11 protein-coding genes are annotated in these 16574 nt (G+C 34.5%); 7 read left to right on the top strand and 4 right to left on the bottom strand.

Annotation, left to right across the window (positions count from 1 at the left end; all coding sequences use genetic code 11):
• The first annotated feature begins 60 nt into the window (after positions 1-60).
• Positions 61-1500, top strand: coding sequence for an FAD-linked oxidase C-terminal domain-containing protein (locus tag ROY99_13020; GenBank protein ID MDT3697298.1), 1440 nt, complete (start codon positions 61-63; stop codon positions 1498-1500).
• Positions 1493-2812: a (Fe-S)-binding protein gene (locus ROY99_13015; protein ID MDT3697297.1), complete on the top strand. Its 1320-nt coding sequence runs from the start codon at positions 1493-1495 to the stop codon at positions 2810-2812. Before ROY99_13020 ends, ROY99_13015 begins: the two co-directional genes overlap by 8 nt.
• Before the next feature lie 15 nt (positions 2813-2827).
• Here ROY99_13015 and lysA read toward each other — a convergent pair whose 3' ends face one another.
• Together lysA and ROY99_13005 are read right to left on the bottom strand one after the other, a co-directional pair.
• Positions 2828-4090, bottom strand: a complete 1263-nt coding sequence (lysA, locus tag ROY99_13010) for a diaminopimelate decarboxylase (GenBank protein ID MDT3697296.1) — start codon at positions 4088-4090, stop codon at positions 2828-2830.
• A 191-nt stretch (positions 4091-4281) separates the two neighbouring features.
• Entirely contained in the window at positions 4282-6093 is a 1812-nt protein-coding gene (locus tag ROY99_13005; GenBank protein ID MDT3697295.1) for a DUF1343 domain-containing protein, read from the bottom strand.
• Between the two features lie 211 nt (positions 6094-6304).
• On the opposite strand from ROY99_13005, the gene ROY99_13000 reads away from it, so the two are divergent.
• From ROY99_13000 to ROY99_12985, 4 genes are all read left to right on the top strand, one after another.
• A complete protein-coding gene (locus ROY99_13000) occupies positions 6305-7792 on the top strand; it encodes a Na+/H+ antiporter NhaC family protein (GenBank protein MDT3697294.1) in 1488 nt (495 codons plus the stop codon).
• A gap of 38 nt (positions 7793-7830) precedes the next feature.
• A complete protein-coding gene (locus tag ROY99_12995; GenBank protein ID MDT3697293.1) occupies positions 7831-8745 on the top strand; it encodes a BadF/BadG/BcrA/BcrD ATPase family protein in 915 nt (304 codons plus the stop codon).
• 111 nt (positions 8746-8856) lie between these two features.
• Positions 8857-10383: an MFS transporter gene (locus ROY99_12990; protein ID MDT3697292.1), complete on the top strand. Its 1527-nt coding sequence runs from the start codon at positions 8857-8859 to the stop codon at positions 10381-10383.
• A 52-nt stretch (positions 10384-10435) separates the two neighbouring features.
• The gene (locus tag ROY99_12985) at positions 10436-12541 is read left to right on the top strand and encodes a M3 family metallopeptidase (protein ID MDT3697291.1); all 2106 of its coding nucleotides are present in this window, start codon (positions 10436-10438) and stop codon (positions 12539-12541) included.
• Positions 12542-12615: 74 nt separating this feature from the next.
• On the opposite strand, the gene ROY99_12980 is transcribed toward ROY99_12985, so the two are convergent.
• Together ROY99_12980 and ROY99_12975 are read right to left on the bottom strand one after the other, a co-directional pair.
• Positions 12616-13806, bottom strand: coding sequence for a C40 family peptidase (locus tag ROY99_12980; GenBank protein ID MDT3697290.1), 1191 nt, complete (start codon positions 13804-13806; stop codon positions 12616-12618).
• Positions 13807-13821: 15 nt separating this feature from the next.
• Entirely contained in the window at positions 13822-15237 is a 1416-nt protein-coding gene (locus ROY99_12975) for a transglutaminase-like domain-containing protein (GenBank protein ID MDT3697289.1), read from the bottom strand.
• Between the two features lie 166 nt (positions 15238-15403).
• Here ROY99_12975 and ROY99_12970 point away from each other — a divergent pair, with 166 nt between their 5' ends.
• Positions 15404-16540, top strand: coding sequence for a DUF5009 domain-containing protein (locus ROY99_12970; GenBank protein MDT3697288.1), 1137 nt, complete (start codon positions 15404-15406; stop codon positions 16538-16540).
• The last annotated feature ends 34 nt before the right edge of the window (positions 16541-16574 follow it).

Raw genomic sequence — 16574 nt, 5'->3', positions numbered from 1 at the left:
AGAAATTATCGAAAACCAATATCATTTTGAGTAAATTTGTATAAACAAAATGAAATAGATATGGATCAATTCACAACCGAGAAATTAAAATCAATTGTAGGATCACAAAACTTCTTCGATTCCAAAGAAGATAAGCTTGTTTATTCTTATGACGGAACTCCTGTTTACAGACATCTGCCTGAAGCGGTTCTTTTCCCGGAAGATGCTGAACAAATATCAAAAATTTTAAAACTTGCTAATCAGGAAAAGTTTAATGTCGTACCACGCGGAGCAGGTACAGGTTTAAGCGGCGGATCAATACCGGTAGATAACTCTGTTGTTGTTGTTATGACAAAGTGGAATCGTATTTTGGAAATCGATACCAGTAATTTAACTGCATGGGTGGAACCTGGGGTTGTTACCGGTAAACTTCAGAATCAGGTTGAAAAAATCGGTTTATTTTATCCTCCGGATCCCGGAAGTTTAACTGTATGTACGATCGGCGGTAATGTGGCAAGTAATGCCGGAGGACTTAGAGGCTTAAAATATGGTGTTACTAAAAATTATGTGCTTGGTGTTGAAATGATTCTCCCAAATGGCGAATTATTAAAAACCGGGGGGAAAAATATGAAAGATGCCGCAGGATATAATCTGAAAGATTTTATTATCGGCAGTGAAGGTACACTTGGAATCATAACTAAAGTCTTAGTAAAGCTATTACCAAAACCAACTAAGTCAATAACCTTGCTGATATTTTTTAATAAGCTTGTTGATGCGGGAAAAACTGTTTCAGATATTATTGCTGCTCACATTGTACCATCAATGATGGAATTTTTGGATAACACTACAATCAATTGTGTGGAAGATTATGCACATATAGGTTTGCCGAGAAAAAGCGAAGCTATCTTACTTATTGAAGTTGATGGGCGTGATTCTGAAGTGCAGGAAGATGCTGAAGTGATAAGAAAAATTGCGGTTAAAAATAATGCTTCTGCTCTTAAAGGAGCAACTGATAAAACAGAATCAGAAAATCTTAAGACTGCACGAAGAAGCGCTTTTAGTGCACTTGCACGTAAAATGCCTACAACTATTTTGGAAGATGCAACAGTCCCAAGAAGTGAGCTACCTGTTATGATTGAAAAAGTAACAAAAGCTGCAAAAATGTTCGATGTTATGATTGGTAATTTTGGACACGCCGGTGACGGAAATCTGCATCCGACTTGTCTTACCGATGAAAGAGACAGCAAAGCACTTGATAAGGCACATAAAGCTTTTGAATACATTTTTAACGAAGCAATCAAATTAGGCGGCACGATTACCGGTGAACATGGAACAGGCTTATCTAAAAAACAATTTTTAGAATCAGTTGCCGGTCCTGCAGGCGTTGATATGATGAAGAGAATTAAATGTGCAATTGATCCAAATAATATCCTTAATCCTGAAAAGATATTTTCTATTTCACCCAAGTGTGAGGGTTACTTACCACTTAAACGCCAACAAATAAAAGACTTTAATGAATAAGCAAACCTATAATAAAGATCTTTTAAAAGTTTTACCTCACGATGATATACTTCAGCAGTGTATTCATTGCGGCTTATGTTTGGCAACCTGCCCGACTTATGATATTACCAAGATTGAACGCTCTTCTCCAAGAGGAAGAATAGCAATGATAAAGTCAGTTGCAAGAAGTGAAATGGAATTAAGTGATAGGTTTGCAGAGGAAATGAATTTCTGTCTTGATTGCCTTGCGTGTGAAACTGCTTGTCCGGCAGGAGTTCAATATGGCAGGATGGTTGAAACAGCCCGGGTTGTTGTTGATGAAGCTGGCTTTGGCACATCAAGAATTAAACGTGCAATTAAAAGATTTACACTTAGAAGATTCGTGGCTTCAAGAAATGGATTAAAATTTGTTTCAAGTGTGTTAAGGTTTTATCAAAAATCAGGGTTACAAAAATTTATCAGAACAATTGGCATCTTAAAAATATTTTCTAAAAATCTTTCAGAGATTGAAACTTTATCTCCATCAATTTCTGATATATTCTCCGATAAGCAGATTAAAGAGGTTGAACTGCCCCAGGGTGAAGTAAAATTTAAAACTGCATTCCATTTTGGTTGTTTGATGAATACAATGTTTGCAGATATTAATATAGATACGATCGAAGTTCTGAAAGAATGCGGCTGTAAAGTTATTACACCTGAAGATCAGGTTTGCTGCGGCTCGCTTATGGGTCATAATGGTGATCTGGATTTTGCACTGAAGCTTGCAAGAAAGAATATTGATGCTTTTGAAAGACATGACTATGATTATTTGATTTCAAACTCAGCTGGATGCGGGGCTTTTATGAAGGATTATGCTTATTTGTTTGAGGATGATCCTTTATATGCTGAAAAGGCAAAAAGGTTTGCAGCTAAAGTTAAGGATATCACTGAATTTATTTATGAACAAAAACCTGAGCTAAAACTTATTTCAGATCAAACGCCTGAATCTGTAACCTATCACGATGCCTGCCATTTGGTTCATGCTCAAAAAGTGCATTCACAACCAAGAGAGGTGATTAAATCTTTACCGGGAGTGCAATACACTGAACTTGATGAAGCAACCTGGTGCTGTGGCAGTGCAGGAATTTATAATGTTGTAAGATATGAAGATTCATTGATTCAGTTGAAGCGAAAGATGAATAATATTAAGAATACAAATGCAAAAGTTGTGTTAACGGGAAATCCAGGTTGTATGGGACAAATAAAACACGGCACTAAAAAATTTAATGTTGATGTAGTTGTAATGCACCCGGTTACTTTGATTAAACAACTGTTAAAGAAAAATCAGAAATAATTAATCTTGGTAGTTCTACAATATCTTTTCATCCCAAATCAGATGTTCAAAAGTTTCTCTGCTTCTTATCACTGATAAATTGGCTCCATCAACCAAAATCTCAGCAGGACGACGGCGTGCATTGTAATTTGAACTCATAACCATTCCATAAGCACCTGCAGACATTATAGCAAGAAGCTCACCTGATTTAGTTTCAGGTATTTCTCTGTTACGAGCAATGTAATCGCCTGATTCACAAACCGGACCGACAATATCAGCAACTATTATTTTATTGCCTTCATATAATTGAACCGGCTGAACGTGATGATAAGCCTGATAAATAGAAGGTCGAAGAAGGTCGTTCATCGCTGCATCAATAATAACAAAATTTTTATCACCGTTTTTCTTATTATAAAGTACTTCAGTTACAAGTATTCCACCGTTAGCTGTTAAATATCTGCCAGGTTCAAAAATTATCTGACAATTAAGTTTTTTCAAAAGTGGAATTGTCTTTTCTGCAAACTCATTAATTGTAAAAGATTGTTCATTATTGTATGTAATCCCGATTCCGCCGCCAACATCAAAATGCTCAAGTTTTAAACCATCTTTTTCAATTTCAAAATAAAGTTCTGAAAGTTTTTGAACAGCTTCACAAAAAGGTTCTATTGCAGTTATTTGTGAGCCGATGTGCATATCGATACCGGTAAATTTAATGTTCTTAAATTCATTTCTGTGTTTGTAAATATTTAAAGCAGATTTGGCATCAACTCCAAATTTGTTCGATGATAATCCAGTAGATATATAAGGATGAGTTTTTGCATCCACATCCGGATTAACCCGAATCGCAACAGATGCGGTCTTATTCATCCCGCCGGCAATTTTATTTATGAGTTCAATTTCTTCTTCGGATTCAGCTTTTATCATCAACACATCTTTTTCAATACCGATTTTAATTTCATTTTTTGTTTTACCGACACTGGTTAAAATTATTTTTGATGGATGAATTCCTGTTTTTAATGCACGGTACAGTTCACCTTCAGAATTTGCATCTATACCGCTGCCAAGATTAACAAAAGTATTTATAACACTCAGATTATAATTAGCTTTCATGGCATAAAATACTTTATGGTTTAAGCTGCTGAATGCGCTTGCAAAGTCATTATATTGTTTTATAAAGTGATTCTTACTGTAAATATAAAGCGGGGTGCCAAATTCATTGGCTATTTTTTCAACGTTTAGGTTTTCAATAAAGAGTTGATTGTTTTTGTATTTTATAAAATCTGTTTTTAAGTAATGCATAGTAATTTGTTCTCTTAAATTTTTACTTCGTAAGCTTAAAGTAACGAAGCAATAATAATTTCCGATAATGTAAGGCTGAGCGAAGTCGAAGCCTAATAGTTTCTTTTATTTATTAAAACATTTTCAGTCACTTTTCGACTCCGCTAAAAGTGACAAAGCAATAATGTTTAGCTCAGTCGAAGCCTGAAAGTTTATTTATATAAATAATATTTTTCAGAAAGTCTTCTGAAATTCTCGATGTCTTTGTTCAAGTAGGGAAGTATATCTTCAACCTTTAATCGTTGAATAAAAAGTTCACGTATCTTATTTGTTCCCAAAACTTTATCAAACATATCAAAGCGCCCTTCATTTTCAGCGATAATATTTCTTCCATACAACTCGTTTATTGCCTGTGCAAAATAAAATTGCACATTTGTTAAATTAACTTTTTTGTAATCAGTAATATAGATTTCAACTCCGCCAAGCATTTTATCTTTCCCAAAACCGTAGTATGGCTTATAAGAAATCGGTCTGAAGATTACTCCATCCAGATTATAAGAATTCATTTTTCTTGAAAGTTCTTCTCCATTTATCCACTCAGTTGCAAAGGTTTGAAATGGTAATGTGTATCCGACACCAATTGATAATACACCTCTAAGTTCTCCAAGAATTCCTGAAGCGGCATAATAAAAAGGAGAGTATCTATGAGGAATATGCGGTGAGGTCAAAACCCAGGGCAAACCGGTCTGTTCAAAATACATATCACGTGTCCAGCCTTCCATTGGAATAACTGTTAACTTACACTTAACTTTATTCTGGAGCATTCCTTCTTCATTTAATAATTTTGCTAATTCACCTACTGTTAATCCATGCACATAAGGAATTGCAAACTGACTTACAAATGAAAAATAACCGTCTTCAACTATGTTGCCTTCAATTCTGTTTCCGCCAAGCGGATTCGGACGATCAAGTATCACAACATCTTTATTATTTTCGGCTGCAGCTTCCATCACTAAACCCATTGTGCTGATGTAGGTGTAAGACCGGCTGCCAATATCCTGAATATCAAATACAATTACATCAACATCCTTTAACATATCTGCATTGGGTTTACGTGTTTTTCCATATAAAGAATAAACCGGAAGTTTTGTTGTTTCATCAATATAAAAATCAACATGTTCACCAGCGGTATAATTTCCACGCACACCATGCTCAGGTCCATAGAGTGCCGTCAGGCTTACTCCTTCAGCTTCAAAAAGAATATCAATTGTTGATTTAAGATTTCTATCAACACCGGTTGGATTTGTTACCAATCCAACTCTTCTGCCTTTAAGTATATCGAAATTATGTTCAACTAAAACTTCAATACCGCTTTTAACTATTACTTTTTTATCACAGCAGTTTTGTGCTAGTTCTGATTCAACCATTTTCAGAAAAGAACCATCCTCAAAATATTTATATAGATCTTTACCAGGACAAAGTGTTTCGGTATAATCTTTATGGGTTTTTATATCTTTTAAGTCAACATTAAATCTATGTTTAAGAAAAGCAGTTAGTTTTGAAAGTGAGCTTAGCTGTTCTTCATTTATCTTTTGAACCTCGTAATTACCAACTACACAAATCAATGCGTGTCCGTTTACATCATAATCTGTATTTGTATCACCTGGAATATTTATTGGGCGGGCTTCATAAATATTTCCTTTAAGATCAATCATAAAATGATAAGGATTATCTGCCCATTTTTTTTCTCTTCTGCTCCAGCTTTGAAGGTTACGGAGATAGCTAATCATATCCTTATCTTCTGCAAAATATTCGCCGCCGTGATGAATAGTAATTTTATTTATTTGATGCTGCGGAACATTTCTATCAAAAGGAATCCAACCCCAATCAGTTCTTTTAATTACCTTTAAATCAACAGGGTATTCAAGTTCAGAAATATTAACTATTGAAATTTGCTGGGATCCGGAACATCCAAACAAAAAAAATCCTATAATGATTATTATTACAGCCAGATTCTCTTTCATATAACTTCTGCTATCTTTGATTAAAGTGAAAACATTGTTTTCAGTAACTAAAAGTAATTATTTGATTGCCTAACTTAACATTAAAGAATTGCTGGTTCAATAAAATTTAATTTTAACCCGAAAGTATTTTTCAATATTTTGCAAAAGGATTATAAATTATTTTTAATCTTTGATGGACAAATTAATCAAAACCAATTTTAACGGCTAATTTATGGAGCATTACGGATTTTGGTCACTTCTCCCACCTTTACTTGCAATTATATTTGCAATTAAAACCCGTCAGGTATTTGTTTCTTTATTATTCGGTATTTGGCTTGGCTGGATTATTCTAAGCGGGGGAAATTTAATCTCTGGTACAACTGCTACAATACAGGCATTAGTAAATGTTTTTGCAGAGGCAAGTAATACAAGAACAATAATGTTCAGCTGTCTTGTCGGTGCTCTGATTGCATTCATTCAAAGATCTGGTGGTGTAGCTGGTTTTGTTAATCTGATAAACAAGCTGCTTACATATCTTGAAAATAAAAAAATCGGAAAGAGCAGAAAAATTGTTCAGCTATTAGCATGGGCAACCGGAACTGCAATTTTTGTTGAATCCAGTATAAACACTTTAACAGTGGGCACTGTATTCAGACCGGTTTTTGACCGATTAAAAATCCCAAGAGAAAAATTAGCATACATAGGTGATTCTATTTCAGCTCCGACTTGTATTCTTATACCTCTTAATGCCTGGGGAGCTTACATTATGGGACTGATTGCTGCGCAAGGATTTGGCAATCCGCTTACAATTTTGGTATATGCATTTCCGGTTAATTTTTATCCAATGTTTGCTATGGCTATGGTTCTTTTTGTAATATTATCCGGAAAAGATTTTGGACCAATGAAGAAAGCTGAAGAAAGAGCAATTAAAGAAGGAAAAGTAATTCGAGATGGTGCAGTGCCGCTTATCTCTGCTGATGTTGTTTCGCTGGAGAAAAAAGATAATGTTAAAGCAAGAGCAATTAATATGATTGTACCGATTGCTGTAATGGTTGGAATGATGCCGCTGATGCTTCTTTATACCGGATGGGGAGAAGTTGAAAACATTGCACAATATCCCTGGTACGAACAGATATTTTTTGCTATTGGAAAAGGTTCAGGTTCAACTGCGGTTTTGTATTCCGTTCTTACTTCAATTATTGCTGCCAGTGTTCTCTATATATCTCAAAAAATTTTCAGTTTTTCTGAAACGATAGATTTGATATTTAAAGGAATCAGCGGATTGATTCCGCTTGCTTTACTTATGATGCTTGCTTTTGCAATTGGTACAGTCTGCAAGGAATTGGGCACTGGATATTATACAGCAGAATTATCAAAGCAATGGTTATCCCCAAACTTTGTTCCGATTATAATTTTTTTAGTAGCTTGTTTCATTGCATTTTCAACCGGAACATCGTGGGGAACATTTGCAATTATGATTCCAATAGGAATTCCAATGGCGCAGGCTCTTGATGCTAATTTGTACCTGACAGTTGCTGCTGCACTTGGCGGCGGAGTTTTCGGTGATCACTGCTCGCCGATTTCTGATACAACTATTATTTCATCAATGGCATCCGCAAGCGATCATATTGATCATGTTAAAACACAATTACCTTATGCTGTAACGGCGGCAGTAATTACCGGTTTATTGTATCTGATACTTGGATTCATTATCCATTAAAGCTTTAATTTTAATAAAGAAAATCTCTAGGTGATGATTTGAAATATTTAATCGGATTAGACGGCGGGGGAACAAAAACAAAATGTATTCTTACCGATATAAATTTTAATACTGTATTTGAAACTATTGGTGCTGCATCTAACTTTTTGGTAATTGGACCTGAAACGGTATCTGAATCTATTCTCAATCTCTTAAATGAATGTGTGTCATCTCAGAATATTTCTTTCAATGATATCGAAGCAATTGTAATCGGAACAACCGGCGGCGGAAGAAGGAGTGATGCTGAATTACTGGAAAAGCAAATTTTTGCAGATGCTGAAAGTAAGTCGATTCCAATCAATAAATTCAGAGTTGAAAGCGATGCACGAATTGCATTGGAAGGTGCTTTTTCAGGTAAAGCTGGCAGTATCCTGATTGCTGGTACCGGTTCGATTATGTTTGGTAAAGATGACAAAGGTGAAATTCACCGTGTAGGCGGGTTTGGAAGATTTATTGGAGATGAAGGAAGCGGTTATCGCATTGGAAGAAAAGGATTAAATGCTGTAGCAAGATATTTTGACGGCAGAGCAAAATCAACCAAGATTGCTGAACTGCTTAAACTTGAATTTTCTATTTCAACTTCTGAAGAACTAATAACAGAAGTTTATCGAAATAATTTTAATATTGCATCGGCTGCACCTCTTGTTTTTGATGCAGCAGATAATGGTGATAAAACAGCACAAAAAATTCTGGAAAGTGAAGCAGATGAGCTTTTACTGCATATTTATTCAATGAAAGAAAAACTAAAAGTTGACCTTCTAAAAGTATCACTGATAGGAAGTATATTGACCAAACCAAATTATTTTTCATACTTGTTTAATGAAAAGGTAATAAGGCGTTTTAACGATGTGAAAATAATGGAAGCAGAACATTCACCGGAGTTTGGTGCTGCATTAATGGCAAAACAATTATAAAACTGACGTCATTGCGAGTTCATCCGATTAGGGTGGTCGAGGCAATCTGTTGAAGAGATCGCTTCGAACAGAAGACATCGCTCGAATGACTGAATAAAAAATGGAGTTTAAATGTCGGATAAAAAAGTTACCTATAGAAATCCCTGGTTGTGGGTTCCTTCTTTATATTTTACACAAGGTATCCCTAATGTAATGGTAATGTCTGTATCAGTAATGATGTATAAAAATCTTGGAGTATCCAACACTAACATTGCATTTTTTACAAGTCTTCTGTATTTCCCATGGTTCTTGAAGTTTGCCTGGGGACCATTTATTGATATGTTTAAAACAAAAAGATCTTGGACTGTATCAATGCAATTGTTAGTCGGGGTTGCATTATTTGGAGTAGCTTTTAGTGTACCAACTTCAATTTATTTGCAGCTTACATTAAGTGTTTTTGCTGTAATGGCATTTGCATCTGCAACTCACGATATAGCTGCTGATGGATTTTATATGTTAAGCCTTGAGCAATCACAACAGGCAGCTTATGTTGGAGTTCGTTCAACCTTTTTTCGTTTTGCCACATTATTTGGTTCTGGTCCTCTGGTAGTAATAGCTGGCGAGTTGGCACCATCATTAGGTTTTAAAGGTGCATGGTCTGTTGTGTTTATGATTACAGGAGGGTTGTTTATCTTACTCTTTTTATATCATAAATTCATTTTACCGTTTCCTGTTGAAGATAAAGGAACGCTTAAAGGTAAAAAATTAAGCGGTTCGCAAATCCGGATGCTTGCAGGTGGATTTGCACTTTTTGCAATTTCAGTTTATCTGGTGTTCTTGTTAATAAGCTATACTCTTTCATTGCTGGGCATCCTATCTCCTTGGGATACAATTATTTCTACAATTCTGCTTGTTATTATTTTGGTAATTATTTTCAGAACTAATGTTGCAGCTTTTGTTAATAAATATGAAAAGTCTGAAATAAAAAACGAAGCTATGCTTCCATTCATAGAGTTTCTGAAAGCATTTGTAATATTTATGCAGAAAAAAGATATATGGAACATTCTTGGATTTCTTCTCTTCTTCAGATTTGCAGAAGCTCAGTTAGTTAAACTGGTTCAACCGTTTTTGCTTGATCCGAGAGAAGTTGGCGGTTTAGGATTATCAACTTCTGAAGTTGGAATTGTTTACGGCACTGTTGGAATAATTGCTTTAACTGCCGGCGGATTGATTGGCGGTTATGTGATTTCAAGACAAGGATTAAAATGGTGGCTATGGCCAATGGTAATTATTATGCACACACCGGACTTGGCTTTTGTGTATCTATCACATGTTCAGCCAACTGATTTTATATTAATTAATGCTGCAGTTGCATTGGAACAATTTGGATATGGATTTGGATTTACTGCCTATATGATGTATATGATTATGATTTCTCAAGGTGAACATAAAACTGCACATTATGCAATATGTACTGGTATTATGGCACTTGGAATGATGCTGCCCGGAATGTTTTCAGGTGCTTTGCAGGAAGCTATAGGTTATCCAAGGTTTTTTGAATGGGTTCTGATTTCTACAATTCCCGGATTTATTGTAGCAGCTCTTGTTAAAATTGATCCTGAGTTTGGGAAGAAAAAGAAAGAGCCAAAAGAGGCTTAGATTTTAACTTAGTTTATGTTCAAAATTATTTTTAATAAAGGGAGAGAAAGATATGAGGAAATTTATATCTGTATTTTTATTCTTTGCAGTTCTTTCATCTGGAATTTCAGCACAGCAAATGAACATCAATAATCCATTTTTTACTGAATATACAACACCGTTTCAAACTCCGCCGTTTGATAAAATTAAAAACGAACATTATCTGCCGGCGTTTTATGAAGGCATAAAAATAAAACGGGCAGAGATTGATGCAATCATAAATAATCCTGATAAACCCACATTTGAAAATACAATTGCTGCTATCGAAAAAAGCGGTAAATTGCTTAAAAAAGTCTCAAGTGTGTTTTTTAATATCAGTGGTTCAAACGGAGATAATGAAACTCAAAAGATTGCCGAAACAATTACTCCCGAATTATCAAAATTAAATAATGATATCTTTCTTAATGAAAAACTTTTTCAGCGGATTAAATCTATCAACGATGAAAAAGATAAGTTAAACCTTACTGCTGAGCAGCTTAAAGTACTTGATAATTATTATTCAGATTTTGTACGTAATGGAATCGGGCTTGATGAAGAAAAGAAATCGAGACTTAAAAAAATAAATGAAGAACTAAGTATGCTTAGTCTTAAATTTGGTGATAATCTTCGTAAAGAAACAAACTCAATCGCTTTGGTTGTTGAAAATAAAGAAGATTTAAAAGGCTTGCCCGATGCTGCGATACAAGGTGCACAAGAACTTGCAGAGCAAAACAGTCTTACCGGAAAGTGGGCATTTAATTTACAGCGAACGAGTTTTACTCCATTCCTTCAGTATTCAGAAAAAAGAAATTTAAGAGAAAAACTTTATAAAGCTTATTTGATGCGCGGCAATAACAACAATGAATTTGATAATAAAGAAATCATAAAAAAGACAATTGCACTTCGTATTGAAAAATCCAATTTGCTTGGCTATAAAACTTTTGCCGATTTTAAACTTGAAAAGAATATGGCAAAAAACACCGAAACAGTTAATAAGTTTTTGGCTGATCTTTGGATTCCTGCATTAAAAAAATCAAAAGAAGAATCTGCTGATATGCAGAAAATTATTGATGCTGAAGGAGGCGGTTTCAAATTAGCCGGATGGGATTGGTGGTATTATGCTGAGAAAGTTAAAAAAGATAAATACGCACTTGATGAAGAAATGCTCAGACCTTATTTCAAAATGGAAAATGTTAGACAGGGTGCTTTTGATGTCGCAACCAAATTATATGGAATACAGTTTATTAAACGTAATGATATCTCTGTTTATCAGCCGGATGTTGATGTGTTTGAAGTTAAAGAAGCTGATGGAACTCATATCGGAATTCTGTACACCGATTATTATCCAAGAAGCGGTAAGCGTGCTGGTGCCTGGATGAGTGGTTTCCGTGGTCAATCAAATATGGATGGTGAGTTTATTACTCCACTGATTATAAATGTAGGAAATTTTTCTAAACCTACTAAAGATAAACCGGCATTGCTTAGTTTTGATGAAGTCAATACTCTATTCCATGAATTTGGACACGGATTAAATGGATTGTTTACTAAATCAGTATATCCTGGTGCACAGCGATCTTCTGTTGATTTTGTTGAACTGCCATCACAAATTATGGAGAATTGGGCGTCTCATCCTGAGGTATTAAAGATGTTTGCAAAGCATTATCAAACAGGTGAGACTATTTCTGATGAGTTAATTCAGAAAATTATCAACTCGCAATATTTTAACAAAGGGTTTGAAACGGTAGAGTATCTTGCTGCTTCTATACTTGATATGGACTGGCATACACTTACTGATATTAGTGGAATTGATGTTGAAAAATTTGAAGAAGAAAGTTTAAACAGAATAGGATTGATTCCTGAAATTGCTTCCCGTTATCAAAGCACAAACTTCAATCATATTTTTGGGGGTGATGGTTACTCTGCTGGTTATTATGGTTATAGATGGTCAGGGGTTCTGGACAGCGATGCTTTTGAAGCATTTTTAGAGAATGGTCTGTTTGATCATTCTACCGCAGAAAAATTCCGCAGAAATATTCTGGAAAAGAGCGGAAGCGACGATCCAATGGTTTTATTTATTAAGTTCAGAGGGCGTGAACCAAAACCAGATGCACTAATTAAAAAATTAGGATTTAATAACTGATTTTAATTTAATAAGTCTTTGCATGGAGAAAAATACTTCATGCAAAGACAATTTAAATAATTAGGGTTTAAAATTTATTTTAATTTATAAAAGCTGTTTTCCAGAATCCTTTCTATTCCTGTACTGCCAATCGAATATAAATATCTTTTCGCTCTTATAAATCCGCTTTTTCTGTAATCACTATAGTAAGGTTTAGTTGGATTAAAACTGTTAATTCTTACCCTGCCGGCATCGTGAATAAAATCTCCATCGCCAATATAAATAGCAACGTGTGTTATTCTTTCTTTTCTTTCAGTTGTTGCTTTGAAGCCAAAAAACAAAAGATCTCCGGCTTGTAAGTTTTCCCATCCATTTTCAGTATCTACTAATTCACCCGCATTAACCTGTTGAGATGCATCGCGATTAAGAACAATACCGTTAAGGAAAAAAACTGTTTTTGTAAAACCGCTGCAATCCATTCCTTTAGCTGAAGTACCGCCCCACAAGTAAGGTGTTCCCATAAAACGATATGCTGTATTTAATATATCTTCTGCTTTAGGATTAAGCAAGTGATACCAATCTTTAAATAATCTTGCTTCATCTTTTTTGATGTAACCGGTTCTTTTATCAGGAAATTCTACTTTGAAATAAGCTTGTTCTTCATCCAAAAATTTCAATAGATTACCTGCAACTAAATCTGATACTATCTGTGATTTGTCATCTGGTTGTGAGTAACACAATCCATAATTTTCTAAATAAATAATTTTTTCTGAAGAGAGCCAGTTATTAAACTCAGCTTTATCCATAAACTGAACGCCATCATTATCTAACCAGGAGATGTAGCCATCAGGTGTTTGAACTAGATAATATCCATCCTGTCCTTTTTTTAAGACTTTAACTGGAGTTCCCAAAATTGATTGTGTAACTAATTCTTCAGGATGATCAGGTTTCGCACGGAAATTAGCAACCGAAAGATTTATAACTCCGTAAATATTTCCGTTAAGTTTTTCAGACGGAAGAACTTCTATCTGATCAATGTATTTAATATTAGCATCTTTAAGATTTTTATTAAGTTCAGTTTTTGCCCCGGGCAGATCGGTTTCACCCTTAACAATTATGTTATTCCCATCATTAAGTGCTTCAACATTAAATAAAGCAACTCGTTTATCTGGTGCAAATCTATCTTTTACATTTTGAATAATACTATTCAGATTTTCCATTTGATTTTGTGCCTGAGTGTTTAGAAAAAAAGTTGTAAGAACGAAAATTGTTAAAATAAACTTCATAATAGTCCCTGATAATTATTTGTATTCAACTTCCATATTGTAATCCCACTGATCAAAATAAAGATTTCCGCCGCGCCATTCCAGCTCACCGCGCTGAAAATCAACAGTTTCACTTCTGGGGAATATCTTTTCAGGGAACAGAGCTCTTGAGTAATCATCATTTACAATAAGATGATAAGCATCAATGTTTCCAAGGAAGAAATATTTATCCACTTCATTATCTGAATCAACTAATCCAAAAGATTGATCAACCGGAACCCAACCATATCCTTCCAGATAAATTTCACACCAGTCATGCAGATTTATTTCTCCGGGATGAAGCATCCATCCGCTTTGCCATTTTGCCGGAATGCCGTTATATCTGCAAAGAGTCATAAACAGTAATGTTTTAATTCCACAATCACCATGACCAGTAGTGATACAATAATCAGAAATATTTTCAAGCGTTGAGTATTCGCGTGCGCCTGCCCAAGGAATATTTGATGATATCCATGTAAAAATCTTTTTTGCTATTAAATAAGGATTTGATTCATCGCCGACAATATTTTCTGAAAGATTTTTTATTTTATCAGTAAACACTATGTGTGGTGCTCTTTCAGCAGTATGAGTCTGATACAATCCGGAATTTTTATTATACGGTTTTACTAATTCAGGTTGAATAAAACTTATTTCATTATAACTTGTTAATTCAAGAACCATATTAAAAATAGTTGGCTGGTCTTTTATTGCAGGTTTTTGAAGATAAAGTGTTCTTTGTGGATTATCATTAGAAGCAACAACATATTCATCTGAATTTACTGCAAGTAATTTTATATCAATTTGTCTCTGATGACCTTCACGCGGAAAAGGCAGCCAGCATTTAATAATTTCACCATCAGGAACTGCATTAGCATCAACTGTAACAGTGTAGTCCAATTTAAAGGTTACAGGTTTTACCAGCATTTCATAACTATTTGCAGATTCATCAAGTATTATTGGAATATGTTTTTCCAGAAATACATCCTTTGGTTCTTTTTTAAATCCATCAACAGAGATTTTTTGTCCCTTTGCTTCTTTATTAATCCTGAAAAGATTTGGTGCTGCTCTTGAGAAGTACCATTTTTTACCATCAATAATTTTATACTCTAATGAGCCATCATTTTCCCATTTGGCAAGATCCTTTTCTTTAACATCAGGATAATATTTATTTATAAACTTTAATACATCTTCTACTGTTTTATTAAAATCCTTTTTTATTCTGCTCAATCTTTCTTTCTCAAAGAGAAGTTCTAACTTTTCTTCAATAGAAATTGCAGCGGATTGAACTTTAGTGTCAATCAATTCTGATGCTTTTAAGAATTCACCTGAGTTTACAAGTTCATTTACATCAATAAATTTTGTTTGGGCTTCTATCATAGATGTTAATAAGAGAATCAATAATAATAATTTCATTCTCACTCCTTTTTTTCAGATTCCTCAAAATTATTTCGGAATATGTCAATTACTTTAAAGTTTTCAATCAACTAAAGATTCACGGTATAAAAATAACGAAGCTTTATACAATATTCATCAAAGTTTATTTATTTTTGCTTTACCTATTATCAGGAATGGAGATTCAATGAAAACTTCAGAACGTTTACTTTCTCTCGATGTGTTCAGGGGAATAACAATAATGGGAATGATACTTGTGAACAATCCCGGAACCTGGAGTGCTGTTTATCCGCCCCTACTTCACGCAAAGTGGCATGGCTGTACACCAACCGATCTTATTTTTCCATTCTTTTTGTTCATTGTCGGTGTTGCTGTTTCATATTCGTTAAGTAAAAGAAAAGCTTCAGGCGGAAGCAAGAAGAGTCTTTATCTTAATATTTTCAGAAGGTCAATCATTCTTTTTGCATTAGGAATTATTCTTGCAGGTTTTCCATTCGGATTATTATTTGGTCACGAGTTTTCCTGGAGCACTATCCGTATCCCTGGAGTGCTTCAGAGAATTGCCGTTGTTTATTTAGTATCAGCAGTTTTATTTCTTTCTACAAATACAAAGTTTCAATATTGGTTTACAGCAATTATACTTGTGCTTTATTGTGCATTAATGAGTTTAGTTCCAGTGCCCGGAGTTGGATATGCAAACTATGAACCAACAACAAATCTTGCAGCGTGGCTGGATTATAGTTTATTGAAAGATCATCTTTGGTCTGCATCAAAAGTATGGGATCCTGAAGGGATACTGTCAACTTTACCCGCAATCGGCTCTGCAATGATTGGAATATTTACTGGTAATTTACTTAGGAGCGATAAAGATCAAACAACTAAAACTGTGTGGCTTTATACGTGGGGAGTTGTTTTAATGGCTGCTGGATGGATCTGGGACGGATGGTTTCCAATCAATAAAAATATCTGGACAAGCTCCTATGTTTTATATACTGGCGGACTTGCTTTACTCTTTTTAGGTTTTTGTTATTGGTTTATTGATGTAAAGAAAAAAACCTGGTGGATAAAACCTTTTCACGTTTATGGAATGAATGCTATTACAGTCTTTTTTCTTTCCGGTATTGTCGGAAGAATTATGTATATGGTAAAATGGACTGGTGCAGATGGAAATGTAGTTACGATAAAAAGTTATTTGTTTGATACCTTCTTTCTTTCCTGGCTTGAACCAATTAATGCATCACTTGCATGGGCAATTTTTTACATACTTGTCTGGTTAGGATTGATGTGGATACTCTATGCAAGAAAAATATTTATCAAAGTATAACAATTTCTTAAAAGTGTTGTAATATCAGTAACCT

Source organism: Ignavibacterium sp., assembly GCA_032027145.1.
In the GTDB taxonomy this organism is placed as follows: domain Bacteria; phylum Bacteroidota; class Ignavibacteria; order Ignavibacteriales; family Ignavibacteriaceae; genus IGN3.
The sequence above is the reverse complement of the archived record's forward strand: the minus strand, read 5'-3'. Positions and strand labels throughout refer to the sequence as shown.

What these genes read in the sequence shown, in the direction of transcription:
- ROY99_13000 (MDT3697294.1), top strand. Translation starts at nt 6,305, where the DNA reads ATGGAGCATTACGGATTTTGGTCACTTCTCCCACCTTTACTTGCAATT.
- ROY99_12985 (MDT3697291.1), top strand. Translation starts at nt 10,436, where the DNA reads ATGAGGAAATTTATATCTGTATTTTTATTCTTTGCAGTTCTTTCATCT.
- lysA (MDT3697296.1), bottom strand. Translation starts at nt 4,090, where the DNA reads ATGCATTACTTAAAAACAGATTTTATAAAATACAAAAACAATCAACTC.
- ROY99_12980 (MDT3697290.1), bottom strand. Translation starts at nt 13,806, where the DNA reads ATGAAGTTTATTTTAACAATTTTCGTTCTTACAACTTTTTTTCTAAAC.
- ROY99_13015 (MDT3697297.1), top strand. Translation starts at nt 1,493, where the DNA reads ATGAATAAGCAAACCTATAATAAAGATCTTTTAAAAGTTTTACCTCAC.
- ROY99_12975 (MDT3697289.1), bottom strand. Translation starts at nt 15,237, where the DNA reads ATGAAATTATTATTATTGATTCTCTTATTAACATCTATGATAGAAGCC.
- ROY99_13020 (MDT3697298.1), top strand. Translation starts at nt 61, where the DNA reads ATGGATCAATTCACAACCGAGAAATTAAAATCAATTGTAGGATCACAA.
- ROY99_12970 (MDT3697288.1), top strand. Translation starts at nt 15,404, where the DNA reads ATGAAAACTTCAGAACGTTTACTTTCTCTCGATGTGTTCAGGGGAATA.
- ROY99_12990 (MDT3697292.1), top strand. Translation starts at nt 8,857, where the DNA reads ATGTCGGATAAAAAAGTTACCTATAGAAATCCCTGGTTGTGGGTTCCT.
- ROY99_13005 (MDT3697295.1), bottom strand. Translation starts at nt 6,093, where the DNA reads ATGAAAGAGAATCTGGCTGTAATAATAATCATTATAGGATTTTTTTTG.